This window comes from Pseudomonas fluorescens, assembly GCF_902497875.1.
GTDB lineage: Bacteria > Pseudomonadota > Gammaproteobacteria > Pseudomonadales > Pseudomonadaceae > Aquipseudomonas > Aquipseudomonas fluorescens_BR.
In genome coordinates this window covers 169820-183550 of sequence record NZ_CABVHY010000003.1, presented here as the reverse complement: position 1 = coordinate 183550, position 13731 = coordinate 169820, and the positions used below count along the sequence as shown (strand labels likewise).

Here is a 13731-nt window from a genome sequence, read left to right as displayed (position 1 = left end):
TGCCCCTATCTCACGATAGGGGCATTTTTTACGTTCAGCCCGCTGGCGTTACCCCTTCAACGACTCAGAAATCCCACTTGGTGGTGAGCATCAGGTTACGCGGCTCGCCGTAGAAGGTGGTGTCGAAGTTGCCCAGGCCGGTCAGGTACTGCTTGTCGAAGACGTTGTTGGCGTTGGCGGTGAAGCTCAGGTGCTCGTTGTACTGATAACGGGTCATCAGGTCCACGAGGGTGTAGCCGCCTTGTTTGATCTGGGTGTAGTCGCCGACGGTAGAGCTGTAGATCTTGCCGTAGAAGGCGCTCTGCCAGCTGACGCCGCCACCGACGGTGACTTTGTCCAGGACGCCGGGCAGGCGGTAAGTGGTGAACATGCGCACCACGTGTTCCGGTTTACTGGTGGACAACGGGTAACCGAAGATGCGTTGTTCGTCGGCGTCACGGGTGCGGGCGTAGGTGTAGCCAGCAGACAGGTTCCAGCCTTCTTGCAGCTCGCCGGCCAGCTCCAGTTCCACACCCTTGGTGGTGGCGCCGTCGATGGCTTTGTAGATGCCTTCGTTGGTGATCGGGTTGGTGCCGATCGACTCGGCGACATTGTCTTGCTCGATGCGGAATAAGGCCAGGCTGGCGTTCAGTTTGCCGTCCAGGTAGGCCGCTTTCAGGCCGGTCTCGTAGCTATCGCCTTCAACCGGAGCCAGGGTCGTGCCATCGGCGTCCTTGTAGATTTGTGGCTGATAGATCGAGGTGTAGCTGGCGTACAGCGAGTAGACATCGTTCAGGTCATAGACCACGCCGGCGTACGGTGTGACGACGCCATGTTCCTTGTAGCTCGCGTGGGTATCGTCCAGGCCGGCACTGGCGTTGTAGGTGTAGTCTTCGTCGTACTTGAAGGTGCTCAGACGGCTGCCGAGGATGAACGACAGGTCGTCGGTCGGACGCAAGCGTGTCGCCAGGTAAATACCGTTCTGGCTCTGGGTGCGTTCGTACTTGCCGTTTTTCGGGAAGTCCTGTTCCGGCAGGTCGCCGCTCCAGTCGTAAATGCTGCCTGGCACCTCGCTGAACGCGCTGGTGTCGAAGGTCGAACCCGTCTGGCGAGAGTGGGACGCCATCACGCCGGCCACCAGTTCATGTTCGCGACCGCCCAGGGTAAACGGGCCGGAGAGGTTCACGTCGGCGGTGTCCTGGACGCGATGGCCTTCCCAGCGACCCCAAAACAGGAACATGCCTTCGCCGGTCGCCCGGTCCGGGTTGCCGCCGCTGGCCGAGGCCAGGCGTGTGTCGTGATCGGTGATTTTCTCGTCGAGGCTGACCTTGAGTTTCCAGTCGTTGGCCAGCGCCTGTTCCAGCGAGGTGAAATAGGTGATGTCGTCGAAATCGCGACGGCTCCAGTCAGCACCCGGGTTGAAGCTACGGGAGAAATCGGTGCGGCCGCCGTCGGCGAAGTAGGTCGGGTTACCAGTCCAGGAGGTGCCGCGCGGGGTCACGCTTGACTTGTCGATGCCGAAGGTCAGCAGGGTATCGGGCGTCAGGTCGGCTTCAAGGATCCCGTAAAACAGGTCTTTTTTCTGGCTGTAATGGTCCAGGTACGAATTGCGGTCCTGGTAGGCGCCGACGAAGCGACCACGCACAGAGCCAGAATCGTTCAACGGGCCGGAGATGTCGCCTTCGGTGCGGTAGTTGTCCCAGGAACCCGCGGAGCCGCTGATCGACGCCTTGAATTCCTTGGTCGGCTTCTTGCGCACCAGGTTGACGGTAGCGGACGGGTCGCCCGAACCGGTCATCAGGCCAGTCGCGCCTTTGATGACTTCAACACGGTCCAGGGTGGCCGCGTCGACGTTGGTGGCCGCTTCACCATAAACACCGTCGTAGATGCGGTTGACGCCATCGTACTGGTAGTTGGTGATGGTAAAGCCGCGGGCAGAGAACTCCATGCGGTCGCTGTCGTATGCCTGCTGGGTAATGCCAGGGGTGTTGCGCAACACATCGCCGACGTCCTGTGCGCCGCGATCGTCCATTTGCTGACGGGTAATCACGGTCACCGATTGCGGCGTTTCGCGAATCGACAAAGGCAGTTTGGTCGCCGTTTGCGTGGTACCAGTGGTATATGAGCCAGTACCTTCGGTCGTTTCGCCCAGTTGCTTGCCATTGATGTTGGTCGCGCCCAATTCCAGCGCCCCGCTTGGCTCTGGCAGTTTTTCCAGCATCACGCTACCGCTGCCGGTGGCGCGCCAGGTCAGGCCGCTGCCCTGGAGCATTTGGGCAAGGGCCGCTTCCGGTTCCTGACGACCGCTGACGCTGTGGCTCGATTTGCCCAACACCATGTTACCGTCATAGATCACTTGCAAACCGCTCTGCGCCGCCAGGCGATTGAGCGCGCTACTCAACGGCTGAGCACTGATGTCGAACTGCAGAGGTTCAGCCAATGCCAGCCCGGGAATCAAGGCCAACAGGAACGAGATTCGGCCCAGGGCCATAGCCAGAGGTTTACGCTGAAAACCTTGGGGTAACGGACGGTGCATCGGTGTTCCTCTCTAATAAATGCGAAGCATTATCGTTTTAGAGAAGAAAGACGTGCGAGTCGCGCAGACCCGTAAAAATAAGTCAGCCGCGAGGTTTGAGAACAAGCAAATAGTCCGTGTAGCGCTCGATTTTCAACGGGAACACCTGCTCCAGCGCGGCCAACCCTCCATCGAGGCGGTCTAAGCGGAAGCTACCGCTGACCTTGAGATCACGCAGTCGGTCGTCGCTGATCAGGATGAATCCCGGGCGATAACGCTCGATCTCTTTGAGTACCTGCGCCAAGGGTGTCAGCTCGAACACCAGTCGCCCGTGTTGCCAGGCCAGTGCCTTGTCGGTATCGACCTGATGTTTCGCGCCCAGGCCATTGGCCTGTCGGGCGACCGCCTCCCCCGCTTGCAGCACCACCTTGCCTGCCGCAGCGCTGACCGCGACTCGGCCCCGGGCAACCGTGACTTGCGCTTGCGCACCTTCGCGGCGCACCGCGTAAACCGTCCCCAGCGCCGTGGCCCGCAGATCCCCCGCTTGTACGCTGAACGGACGCCCAGGGTCATGGGCCACGTCGAACAGCGCTTCGCCTTTGCGCAGCACCATCTGCCGACCGTTCGGTGTCAGCTGCACATCGAGCGCGGAATCCGAGTCGAGGATAATCCGGGAACCATCGGCCAACTGGATCTGTTTTTGCTCTCCCTGAGCGGTGCGGTAATCCGCATCCCAAGCGTTCTGCCGCACCAGCAACAGGCTCAATCCCAGCACCAGCACCGCCGCACTCGCCATCGCCCAGTGCCGGGTGAACGAGCGCTTGGCGACCGGAACGGATAACTGGCCACTCAGTTGCCACAGGTGCCGGGCTTCAATGAAAGCAGTTTGATGGGCCGGATCCTGCTCACACCAGGCGCGGGCCGCGGCAATATCTGCGGGCAACACAGCGCCCGAGGTCAGGCGAATCACCCAGGCATGGGCAACGCGGTGAGCATCGGGTTCAACGGCATGGGTGGGCAGGCGCTCGTGCATAACGGTTAACGTTGCAGACATTGGCGAAGAAAGTCGAGAGCGATAGCCAATTGTTTTTCAACGGTGCTGACCGAAATTCCCAATTGCTCGGCGGTCTGCTTGTGGGGCATACCTTGTAGACGGCACAGCAAAAATATCTGCTGACACTGCGCCGGCAGCCGTTGCAGCGCCTCGGCCAGAGACGCCAGCTCTCGGTGAGCGGCAACCACCTCGAACAGTTCAGGGCTTTCGCCGGTGACCTCATAAAGATAGGCCATGCCCTGATCATGCTGCTCCCGTGTGCCACGGCTGCGGGCGTGATCGATGGCCAGGTTGCGGGCAATCCGGAAAATAAACCCGCGCAAATTCAGCACCGGTTTGCGCGGCGGTTGGCGCAGCAAGCGCAAGTAGGTTTCCTGGGCCAGGTCGGCGGCGGTCTCGGTGTTTCTCAAATGCCGATACAAAAACGAGCGCAACTCTCCCGCATGGGCCTTGAAGGCCAATTCCAGCTCTTCGGTGGTCATGCTCGACATTCGGCACAGTCATGCGACGGGAAAGGATGGAGACTTTAAAGATAACGGTTCGCATTTACAATGAGTGGGTGGCATTTATTTCTTTGGCTGATAGCGGGTTGTCGGGTGGCTTTTATTATTCGTATACGCCATTGACGCATAGCAGGTTTGCATGATTCTCTGATCTACCGCAAAGGTGCTTCAGGCACCTTTTCGAATAAAGAAAACCAGCTTTTTGTGCCATCAATCAAGGATGGAAATAATGGAAAAAATCTCTTCGATCGTCTTGTAGAGAGCGTGACGCAGATGGATGAGATCGATCATGGTGAGCGTCAGCCATCGCGTGAATTCCATATCGATGCTGTTCAAGTAAAGAAAATCCGCCTGGCCACCGGCCTTTCTCAGGCGGCATTTGCTAAAAGAATTGATGTCGCGGTAGGGACGTTGCGCAACTGGGAACAAGGACGCCGCGATCCAGAAGGCCCTGCCCGTGCCCTGTTACGAGCGATTCACAATGACCCGGAACATGTGCTGGCCGCGCTCAGCTATTAAGTGCACGGTCCTTGGATGTTTGTATGTTAAAGGCAACTGCTGCACATACGTCAGCGCGCCTTGTCACCCATATCGACAGGGTTCGTAGCGGTGATCCAGGATGGCTGCAGCGTAATCTGCAGTAACGTTCAGGGAGTTGACACTGCGGCCAACCATAATCAAAATTGATTAACAGTCCAGTACAGCTCGCAGGCAATCTTTAGAACCTGCCCGGCGGTCCTGGACTTTTTTTTGCCTAAAGGAATAGCGATGAAGCGGACGGCGGTACTGGTTGATGGTGGTTTCTTCTTCGAGCGCGTTCGTTTTTTCGTTCGAAAATACTTTAGGCCGGACTTCGTCCTTACCTCTGAGCATCTCAGTACCATCGTTCACCTACTGGTGAAATACCATATCGAGGAACGCAAAGCCTTACCAAGAGAGCTTTATCGCGTTTACTACTACGATTGCCCACCCAACGATAAACAGGTTCGATTTCCAATTACTCCGGAAGGGCACAAAACGCCTGGTAGCAAAAACTTCAAGGATCACCCTCCTTACAAGGTGCGCGGAGAGCTTCACGATAGCCTCAAGAAAAGCAGGAAGACCGCGCTTCGGTTAGGCGAGCTCTCAAAGAGTGGTAGATGGCGCCTGACAGACCATGTTCTTGACGGCCTTCTAAAGGGTCAAAAAAAGTGGGAGGAACTCACGAATGAAGACTTCCACTTCGCTATCGATCAGAAGGCCGTAGATATAAAGCTCGGCATGGACATCACGACCCTGGCACTCAACAAACTGGCTGATGTGATTGTGTTGGTTGCCGGCGATTCCGATTTTGTGCCGGCAGCCAAGCTAGCCAGAACGAACGGTATCGACTTCATTCTTGATCCTATGTGGGCGGCCACCGCTGCAAGCCTGAGTGAGCACGTTGATGGCGTTCGCTCCTACGACACCGTTCGAATAATCAGCAATGTTACGAAAGAAGCCGTGGCTGTCGTTCCAAAGTGGTGGAAGCAACCAGACGCGCTCGGCCCCGTAAGATTGCCGACGCCCGATCCTCTTGAGCTGCCCGCAGATGTGAATGAGCCGGGAGTGGATGCCGCAGTAGCCCACCCCCACCAAATTTGATACCTCCAGGTACTTAGTGGTACGTCATTGCGCCAAAAAAATCTAAATCCATCCTGTTGTTTCTACGATGTTTAACAATTCATTTATGGAGTCGTCCTGTTGCCGGCTCTGGCATGGCCGCCAGCGAACTAAACTAACTAGTTGTACCTATGGAGCAAATGTCTCCAGAGAGGCAGGAGGTGTTAAATGGCCATTCAAGATACCTATCGGGAAATTGAACAGACCCTGGGTCAGGTACCAGAGTGGATTAAGCAGATGCCGGAAGGCGGAGCGAACGGATTCTGGGGTGTGGCCCGGGACTTCTGGCTGGCGGATACCAAGATTCCGAATAAGTACAAGGAGTTGATAGGCCTGGCGGTGTCCGGGGCGACCCGTTGTAAGTATTGCGCCTTGTTCCATACCGAAGCCGCGCGCTTGTTTGGCGCGAGCGACGAGGAAATTTCCGAAGCCAGCTTTATGGGCGCGCTGACCATGATGGGCAGCACCTTTATTAACGCCCAGCAGATCGACTACGAGCAGTTCCGGCAGGAAACGCTGAGTATCGTCCGGTATGTCAAAGATCACTCGCAATCCAAAGCCGCTTAAGCCGTTGCGCGAACCTGCCCTTCGCCAGCTGACGAAGGATAAGTTGATTGCAATCACCGGCGATGGTCCTCGGACCACCGCTCGGTGGCAAGCGGCTGTGCTGCGAGCCATCAGCGAACTCATGCAATACAGCGATACCGCCCGCGAAGAAAACCAGGACCTGCGCATTCCCTTCGCCAAAGCACTCCATGACCTCTATGCGGGACAGAAGTCCGACGCCGAGTTGACGGAAATGGTGTTGCTGATGCTGGAAGTGGAAACCGCCCCCTTTCTCGGCGAAGGGCCCCAGGCGTGAGCGGCATCCGGGAACAATGACCTCTGAGAAGTGGTGCAGATGAACCAATGAGGAGAAAAGGGAACGGTTTTATTTTTTCTAACATCACCCCATCTGGCCGCAGGATCAACTCCGGAAAGGATCCAGATTCCTGCTAGCTCTTGCTGGTGGCGAATCATTTATTAAGTGCCGGCATTCTCAGCTTACGGCCAGCCTGGATGTCAGTGACAGATCGATATTCAGGCCTCTTGCTTTCGCAGCGCCAACTGCTGTTCTACGGTGATGGCCAGTTTGTCGAAGGGTCTCATGCAGTTTTTTCCGGGCAATAAAAACCCGCACGATTTGAGCTTGCTGACCGGATCAACCTAGGCTTGGCGGGTGTATTGGGGAGCATTTTAGGTCTGTGGAGGAGGTCGTCAACGTTGCGCTGAAGTGAAATTGTAACGGGGGCTACCTAGACAAATAACCTTACACAATCCCAACCCATAACAACGCCTTGGGTCTTGGTTGTACCTCACAATGCCGGCTGCTTGTAATCACCCATTCCGTTCTCGCTGGCTATGGATAGCTTCTTGTCTGAATTGCTCAAGCTCAAAGAAAATGCGCTGGTTTCACATCCCTCTGGTTCGCTCAGCTTCGGCACCATTCCTGAAATGCCGGCGTTCGCTTTGCCGGGCGGTGAGATTTACCTCAGGGTGGGGGTGCATAAGGGTGAGAATAGAGGATTTGGGATCAGGCATATCTGGGCGGCGCATCGTTCAGATTTGCTCAAGTATGGCTGTGATGGAATCGATGACGTAGCTGCGCATGTGGCCCGAATGATAGTTCGGGGTGCGCCGATTTATTGCGAGTTTCGTGAGCTGCGGGGGGAATCATCGTTTGGCGGTCATGAAGACGCCTGCTGGCTCTCTGGTGTTGGAGCCGAGAAATGAGCGTCGTGGTTTTGGGTATTACGTGATCACGTGGTATCCGAAGCGACGTTTGGACGGGACCTTGGCCGGTCGAGTTTCCAAGTCTGCGGTAGCCCCATAAAAAAGGCGCCCTATAGGGCGCCTTTAGTGATTCATGAGGAGTAGTCGCAGCGATTCTTTAGCTCCGGGTCATAACTGACCTTGGGTTCAGGATCCGATGAGCAAGCTCATCGTCACTACTTCAGAGAGTGCCAGTATCTCTGCTGCCGAAATTCCGGGGGGGCGTTACTGGAGCCCATGCCCAGAGATGCGCAATTGCAGTCCTCAGCATCTATTTTCGATCCGGATGGGAAGAGTGTCAATCACGCAAACATTTCCGGTTGCGAGGTTGTCGGGTGGAGGAGTGGTTTTGGGTCGAGGCGGGTGCAGCCTGCGATCTTTTTCAAGGGGACAACCGGATTCGCGTCGGGGTCGAGATCTGAAGATCAAAAGATCGCAGCCTTCGGCAGCTCCTACGGAGTATTACGGGGTGTTATGGGGTATTTGTAGCAGTTGGGTTTCTGGATTCCAGAAACAACAAAGGCCCGCATTTCTGCGAGCCTTCGTTTTGTATGGTGCCGGCACCAAGAGTCGAACTCGGGACCTACTGATTACAAGTCAGTTGCTCTACCAACTGAGCTATACCGGCGTGTTGGGCGATGATTATAGCGATTGGTTTGGTTCTGTAAACCCCTGAAATCTGACTATTTTTGCGTGAGGCGTGCTGACGCTTTGTGCTCGGGGGTATGTGGGTTCTCCGCGCCCTCGAATGGTCGACTTTAAAAGCCTCTGGAACGCCCTCTTGGCCTGTTCTTTACAGGCCAAGAGGCAATCCCCAGTGATCGTGTGAACCTAAGCCTCCCAGCCCGCCCCACTTACCGCCGCTTGCGCCAGTGGGTGCAAGTCTGCCCCCTGATGCGCCGTCTGCCAGGCCAGCAATTCCTTGCGCATGCCGGGCGTCCAGTACATCTGCAGGTGATTGCGCACGCCGAGCACGGCCTGTTGCTGGTCCGGTTCGCTGGCGAAGTACTGGGCGATCTGGTTGGCCATTTTGATCAGGTTGGCGGTGCTCATCGACGTACCTCGGCTTTTGTTCCGGTGGTGCGTGCCTGGCGGCGTTTGTCGAGCAGGCGGTGTTGTTCGTCGCTGAATTCCTGGAAGCGTTTTTGCCACTCGGAAGGGTGGTAGACGCGGCTGACTTCCACGGCGGTGACCTTGTACTCCGGACAGTTGGTGGCCCAGTCGGAGTTGTCGGTGGTGATGACGTTGGCCCCCGATTCAGGGAAGTGGAAGGTGGTGTACACCACGCCTGGGGCTACCCGTTCGGTGACCCGCGCACGCAGTACGGTCTGGCCGGCGCGGCTGCCGATGCCGACCCAGTCACCTTCGTTGATGCCACGGCTCTCGGCGTCGGTCGGGTGGATTTCCAGGCGGTCTTCGTCGTGCCAGGCGACGTTGTCGGTACGCCGGGTCTGGGCGCCGACGTTGTACTGGCTGAGGATGCGCCCGGTGGTCAGCAGCAGGGGATAGCGATTGTTGACCTTTTCCTCGGTGGGCACGTAGCCGGTGAGCATGAAGCGCCCCTTGCCGCGCACGAATTCCTCGATGTGCATGGTCGGCGTGCCGTCCGGTGCCGCGGCGTTGCATGGCCATTGCAGGCTGCCGTGGCTATCCAGTGCGGCGTAGCTGACGTTGCTGAAGGTCGGCGTCAGGCTGGCGATTTCATCCATGATTTGCGACGGGTGCGTGTAGTTCATCGGGTAGCCCAGGGCGTTGGCCAGGGCCACTGTGCCTTCCCAGTCGGCCTTGCCGCCCAGAGGCTCCATGACCTTGCGCACCCGGGAGATGCGCCGCTCGGCGTTGGTGAAGGTGCCGTCTTTTTCCAGGAATGAGCTGCCCGGCAGGAACACGTGGGCGAACTTGGCGGTTTCGTTGAGGAAAATGTCCTGCACCACCACGCATTCCATGGCCGACAGCGCCGCGGTGACGTGCTGGGTATTGGGGTCGCTCTGGGCGATGTCTTCACCCTGGCAATACAGGCCTTTGAAGCTGCCGCCCAGGGCGGCCTCGAACATGTTGGGGATGCGCAGGCCCGGGTCGGGTTGCAGGGTGACGTTCCAGGCCTGTTCGAACTGCGCCCGTACCACCTCGTTGGAGATGTGCCGGTAGCCGGGCAGCTCGTGGGGGAAGGAGCCCATGTCGCAGGAGCCTTGAACGTTGTTCTGCCCACGCAGCGGGTTCACGCCAACGCCTTCGCGGCCGATGTTGCCGGTGGCCATGGCCAGGTTGGCGATGCCCATGACCGCGGTGCTGCCCTGGCTGTGCTCGGTGACGCCCAGGCCGTAGTAGATCGCCGCATTGCCACCAGTGGCATACAGACGGGCGGCGGCACGGATGTCGGCAGCGGCTACGCCGCAGATGTCGCCAAGGATTTCCGGCGAGTTTTCCGCGCGGCTGACAAACTCGCTCCAGCGGGCGAAATCGCTGCCCTCGCAACGGGCGTCGATAAAGGCCTGGTCGAGCAGGCCTTCAGTGACGATGACGTGGGCCAGGGCGTTGAGCATGGCGACGTTGGTGCCCGGGCGCAGGGCCAGGTGCAGTTCGGCGCGGGCATGCACCGAGTCCACCAGATCGATGCGTCGTGGGTCGATGACGATCAGCCGCGCGCCTTCACGCAGGCGGCGTTTGAGCTGGGAAGCGAACACTGGGTGGGCGTCGCTGGGGTTGGCGCCCATCACCAGGATCACGTCGGCCTGCATCACCGAGTCGAAACTCTGGGTACCGGCGGACTCGCCCAGGGTTTGTTTCAGGCCATAGCCGGTCGGCGAGTGGCAGACCCGCGCACAGGTGTCGACGTTGTTGTTGCCAAAGGCGGCGCGCACCAGTTTTTGCACCAGGTAGGTTTCTTCGTTGGTGCAGCGGCTGGAAGTGATGCCACCAATGGAGTCACGGCCGTATTTTTGCTGCAGCCGGCGGAATTCGCTGGCGGCGTAGGTCACCGCTTCATCCCAGCTGACTTCCTGCCAAGGGTCGTTGATGGAGTTGCGGATCATCGGCTTGATGATGCGATCCGGGTGGGTGGCGTAGCCCCAGGCAAAGCGCCCTTTGACGCAGGAGTGGCCGTGGTTGGCGTGGCCGTTCTTGTCTGGAACCATGCGCACCAGCTGGTCGCCTTTCATCTCGGCGCGGAACGAGCAGCCCACGCCGCAATAGGCACAGGTGGTGATCACGCTGCGTTCGGGCTGACCCAGTTCGACCACGCTTTTTTCCATCAGGGTCGCGGTGGGGCAGGCTTGCACACAGGCGCCGCAGGACACGCATTCCGAGTCGAGGAAGTTCTCGCCACCGGCGGCCGCGACCCGGGATTCGAAACCGCGCCCGGTAATAGTCAGGGCAAAGGTGCCCTGGGTTTCTTCGCAGGCGCGCACGCAGCGGTTGCAGACGATGCACTTGCTCGGGTCGTAGTCGAAGTAAGGGTTGGAGGTGTCCTTCAGGTCGGCCAGATGGTTGTCGCCTTCATAACCGTAACGCACCTCCCGCAGGCCGACCTGGCCGGCTACGGTTTGCAGCTCGCAGTTGCCGTTGGCCGAGCAGGTCAGGCAGTCCAGCGGGTGATCGGAGATGTACAGCTCCATGACGTTGCGGCGCAGGGTCGCGAGCTTCGGCGTCTGGGTGTGCACGCTCATGCCTTCGCTGACCGGCGTGGTGCAGGACGCCGGGTAGCCGCGCATGCCGTCGATTTCCACCAGGCACATGCGGCAGGAGCCGAAGGCTTCCAGGCTGTCGGTGGCGCACAGTTTAGGAATGGTGGTGCCCAGCAGCGCAGCGGCGCGCATCACCGAGGTGCCTTCGGGCACGCTGATGCTGCGGCCATCGATGTTCAGGGTGACCTGCACCTGGCTGTCGCGGGCAGGGGTTCCCAGATCGATATCGGTGTTCGGGTCGAAGAGAGTGATCATTGGTCGGCCTCCGAAGGTTGCAGACCGAAGTCGGCGGGGAAGTGCTTGAGGGCGCTGGCTACCGGAAAGGAGACCATGCCGCCCAACGCGCACAGCGAACCGTATTGCAGGGTGTCGCACAGGTCCTTGAGAATGATCACCTGCTCATCACGACCGCTCTGGTCAGGCGCGGCCAGCAGCCGGTCAATCACCTCCACGCCCCGGGTCGAGCCGATGCGGCAGGGGGTGCATTTGCCACAGGATTCCTCGGCGCAGAACTGCATGGCGAAGCGCGCCATGTGGGCCATGTCCAGGCTGTCGTCAGCCACCACCACACCACCGTGACCGAGCATGGCGCCGATGGCGGCGAAGGCTTCGTAATCCAGCGGAGTGTCGAATTGCGACGGCGGTACCCAGGCGCCGAGCGGGCCACCGACCTGGGCGGCTTTCAGCGGTCGGCCACTGGCGGTGCCGCCACCGTAGTCTTCCACCAGTTCGCGCAGGGTCAGGCCAAAGGCCCGTTCCACCAGGCCGCCGTGACGAATATTGCCCGCCAGCTGGAAGGGCATGGTGCCCAGGGAGCGACCCATGCCGTAATCGCGATAGAACTGCGCGCCCTTGGCCAGAATCAGCGGCACCGAGGCCAGGGTCAGCACGTTGTGCACCAGGGTCGGCAGGCCGAACAGGCCCTTCAAGGCAGGAATCGGCGGCTTGGCGCGGACAATCCCGCGCTTGCCTTCGAGCGAGTCCAGCAGCGCGGTTTCCTCACCGCAGATGTAAGCGCCGGCACCGACCCGCACTTCCATATCGAAGGCCTGGCCGCTGCCGCCGACATTGGAGCCCAGGTAACCGGCAGACCGCGCGATGTTCAGCGCTGCACGCAGTGTGGCCACGGCATCCGGATATTCCGAGCGAACATAGATGTAGCCGTAGCTGGCCCCGACGGTGAGACCGGCAATGGCCATGCCTTCGATCAGCAGGAAGGGGTCGCCTTCCATCAGCATGCGGTCGGCAAAGGTGCCGGAGTCGCCTTCATCGGCGTTGCACACAATGTATTTCTGCGCCGCTTCGGTAGCGCGCACCGTGCGCCATTTGATCCCGGCCGGGAACGCCGCGCCGCCACGGCCACGCAAGCCCGAATCGAACACGGCGGTCGCGGTCTGCTCGCCGCCCAGGGCGATGGCCTGCGTCAGGCCTTCGAAGCCACCGTGGGCCCGGTAATCCTCCAGGGACAGCGGCCGGGTAATGCCGGCGCGGGCGAACAGCAGGCGCTGTTGCGTCTTCAGATAATGCAGCTCTTCCACCAAGCCCAAGGCCAGAGGATGGGCGGACGGCTCGCCGCGCAGCGCATCCAGCAGCGACGGCACATCGGCAGCGGTCAGCGGGCCGAAGCCGATACGGCCTTGCGGGGTGTCCATTTCCAGCAGCGGCTCCAGCCAATACAAGCCGCGCGAGCTGGTGCGTTGCAGATCCAGCGGCAGATTGCGTTCCTGGGCCTGAGCCGTCAGGGCCACCGCCACCTGATCGGCACCCACGGCACGGGCCAGGGAATCACTGGGCAAATAGAGGCTCATACGTCCTCCTGGCAAGCGTCGAGCAGGGCATCCAGGCGTTCGGCGCTGAGCCGCGCATGCACCTGGCCATCCAGCTCCAGGGCTGGCGAGCAGGCGCAGGCGCCGAGGCAATACACCGGGCGCAGACTGATGTTGCCGTCGGCGCTGCTGCCGTGGTCGTCCAGTTGCAGGCGTTCGCGCAACTGCGCGGCGAGCTGCTCGGCGCCGCGGCTCTGGCAGGACTCAGCCCGGCACAGACGCAGGATATGCCGGGCCGGGGGCGCGGTGCGGAAGTCATGGTAGAAGCTGATTACCCCGCGAATCTCAGCCTGACTCTGATTGAGGGCGTGGGCAATCTCGGGGATGGCGGCATCGGGGATGTAACCGATGCCCTCCTGAATCTCATGAAGGATGGGCAACAGTGCGCCGGGGGAGCGCTTGTGGCGCTCCAGCAGGCTGTTGACCATAGGCAGGTGCAACATCTCATCAGGCATACAGCATTCCTCACGGTCACGGACAAACCAGGCGGTTGTCGGTCGTCCGAAAGTGTCGGCTGCGGCTTCACACCACGTCACGGTATCGTGGCATTTTCAGGCCGTTGGCCAGGCACCCTGAGCGGGCATCTTGTTGGGCCGGGTGCGGTCTTTGCCGCACCTCTTCAGGGCATATCAGGCAGCTTGCCACGCTGGCTTTGATTCATCTGCACGAAAGCGACGTGGTCGATTCTGTCTACGACTATCCATTGAGTCTAGAAGAG

At 59.7% G+C, this 13731-nt stretch carries 12 protein-coding genes and 1 tRNA gene; 5 read left to right on the top strand and 8 right to left on the bottom strand.

The window, feature by feature from the left end; all coding sequences use genetic code 11:
• Positions 1–64: 64 nt before the first annotated feature.
• The 3 genes from F8N85_RS03890 to F8N85_RS03880 form a co-directional block, all read right to left on the bottom strand.
• Positions 65–2515: a TonB-dependent siderophore receptor gene (locus F8N85_RS03890; protein WP_150802355.1), complete on the bottom strand. Its 2451-nt coding sequence runs from the start codon at positions 2513–2515 to the stop codon at positions 65–67.
• An 82-nt stretch (positions 2516–2597) separates the two neighbouring features.
• The gene (locus F8N85_RS03885) at positions 2598–3527 is read right to left on the bottom strand and encodes a FecR family protein (protein WP_150802354.1); all 930 of its coding nucleotides are present in this window, start codon (positions 3525–3527) and stop codon (positions 2598–2600) included.
• 5 nt (positions 3528–3532) lie between these two features.
• The gene (locus F8N85_RS03880; protein ID WP_224795626.1) at positions 3533–4039 is read right to left on the bottom strand and encodes an RNA polymerase sigma factor; all 507 of its coding nucleotides are present in this window, start codon (positions 4037–4039) and stop codon (positions 3533–3535) included.
• 285 nt (positions 4040–4324) lie between these two features.
• On the opposite strand from F8N85_RS03880, the gene F8N85_RS03875 reads away from it, so the two are divergent.
• The 5 genes from F8N85_RS03875 to F8N85_RS03855 all read left to right on the top strand — a co-directional run bounded on the left by F8N85_RS03875 (position 4325) and on the right by F8N85_RS03855 (position 7465).
• On the top strand, positions 4325–4570 hold the full coding sequence (locus tag F8N85_RS03875) for a helix-turn-helix domain-containing protein (RefSeq protein WP_150802480.1): 246 nt from the start codon (positions 4325–4327) through the stop codon (positions 4568–4570).
• Between the two features lie 249 nt (positions 4571–4819).
• Entirely contained in the window at positions 4820–5674 is an 855-nt protein-coding gene (locus F8N85_RS03870; RefSeq protein WP_150802353.1) for an NYN domain-containing protein, read from the top strand.
• Between the two features lie 186 nt (positions 5675–5860).
• Positions 5861–6259 (top strand): carboxymuconolactone decarboxylase family protein, encoded by a 399-nt coding sequence (locus F8N85_RS03865; RefSeq protein ID WP_150802352.1) that lies wholly within the window; start codon positions 5861–5863, stop codon positions 6257–6259.
• A 43-nt stretch (positions 6260–6302) separates the two neighbouring features.
• A complete protein-coding gene (locus tag F8N85_RS03860) occupies positions 6303–6554 on the top strand; it encodes a hypothetical protein (protein ID WP_224795625.1) in 252 nt (83 codons plus the stop codon).
• A gap of 551 nt (positions 6555–7105) precedes the next feature.
• On the top strand, positions 7106–7465 hold the full coding sequence (locus F8N85_RS03855) for a hypothetical protein (protein WP_224795624.1): 360 nt from the start codon (positions 7106–7108) through the stop codon (positions 7463–7465).
• A 591-nt stretch (positions 7466–8056) separates the two neighbouring features.
• On the opposite strand, the gene F8N85_RS03850 is transcribed toward F8N85_RS03855, so the two are convergent.
• The 5 genes from F8N85_RS03850 to F8N85_RS03830 form a co-directional block, all read right to left on the bottom strand.
• Positions 8057–8132 (bottom strand) — tRNA-Thr (locus tag F8N85_RS03850).
• A 203-nt stretch (positions 8133–8335) separates the two neighbouring features.
• Complete coding sequence (locus F8N85_RS03845) at positions 8336–8557, bottom strand: formate dehydrogenase subunit delta (protein WP_150802351.1); 222 nt, start codon at positions 8555–8557, stop codon at positions 8336–8338.
• Positions 8554–11442: a formate dehydrogenase subunit alpha gene (fdhF, locus tag F8N85_RS03840; protein WP_150802350.1), complete on the bottom strand. Its 2889-nt coding sequence runs from the start codon at positions 11440–11442 to the stop codon at positions 8554–8556. Before fdhF ends, F8N85_RS03845 begins: the two co-directional genes overlap by 4 nt.
• Positions 11439–12995, bottom strand: a complete 1557-nt coding sequence (locus F8N85_RS03835) for a formate dehydrogenase beta subunit (protein ID WP_150802349.1) — start codon at positions 12993–12995, stop codon at positions 11439–11441. Before F8N85_RS03835 ends, fdhF begins: the two co-directional genes overlap by 4 nt.
• On the bottom strand, positions 12992–13468 hold the full coding sequence (locus tag F8N85_RS03830; protein ID WP_150802348.1) for a formate dehydrogenase subunit gamma: 477 nt from the start codon (positions 13466–13468) through the stop codon (positions 12992–12994). Before F8N85_RS03830 ends, F8N85_RS03835 begins: the two co-directional genes overlap by 4 nt.
• Positions 13469–13731: the final 263 nt, after the last annotated feature.

What these genes read in the sequence shown, in the direction of transcription:
- F8N85_RS03890 (WP_150802355.1), bottom strand. Translation starts at nt 2,515, where the DNA reads ATGCACCGTCCGTTACCCCAAGGTTTTCAGCGTAAACCTCTGGCTATG.
- F8N85_RS03885 (WP_150802354.1), bottom strand. Translation starts at nt 3,527, where the DNA reads ATGCACGAGCGCCTGCCCACCCATGCCGTTGAACCCGATGCTCACCGC.
- F8N85_RS03880 (WP_224795626.1), bottom strand. Translation starts at nt 4,039, where the DNA reads ATGTCGAGCATGACCACCGAAGAGCTGGAATTGGCCTTCAAGGCCCAT.
- F8N85_RS03875 (WP_150802480.1), top strand. Translation starts at nt 4,325, where the DNA reads ATGGATGAGATCGATCATGGTGAGCGTCAGCCATCGCGTGAATTCCAT.
- F8N85_RS03870 (WP_150802353.1), top strand. Translation starts at nt 4,820, where the DNA reads ATGAAGCGGACGGCGGTACTGGTTGATGGTGGTTTCTTCTTCGAGCGC.
- F8N85_RS03865 (WP_150802352.1), top strand. Translation starts at nt 5,861, where the DNA reads ATGGCCATTCAAGATACCTATCGGGAAATTGAACAGACCCTGGGTCAG.
- F8N85_RS03845 (WP_150802351.1), bottom strand. Translation starts at nt 8,557, where the DNA reads ATGAGCACCGCCAACCTGATCAAAATGGCCAACCAGATCGCCCAGTAC.
- fdhF (WP_150802350.1), bottom strand. Translation starts at nt 11,442, where the DNA reads ATGATCACTCTCTTCGACCCGAACACCGATATCGATCTGGGAACCCCT.
- F8N85_RS03835 (WP_150802349.1), bottom strand. Translation starts at nt 12,995, where the DNA reads ATGAGCCTCTATTTGCCCAGTGATTCCCTGGCCCGTGCCGTGGGTGCC.
- F8N85_RS03830 (WP_150802348.1), bottom strand. Translation starts at nt 13,468, where the DNA reads ATGCCTGATGAGATGTTGCACCTGCCTATGGTCAACAGCCTGCTGGAG.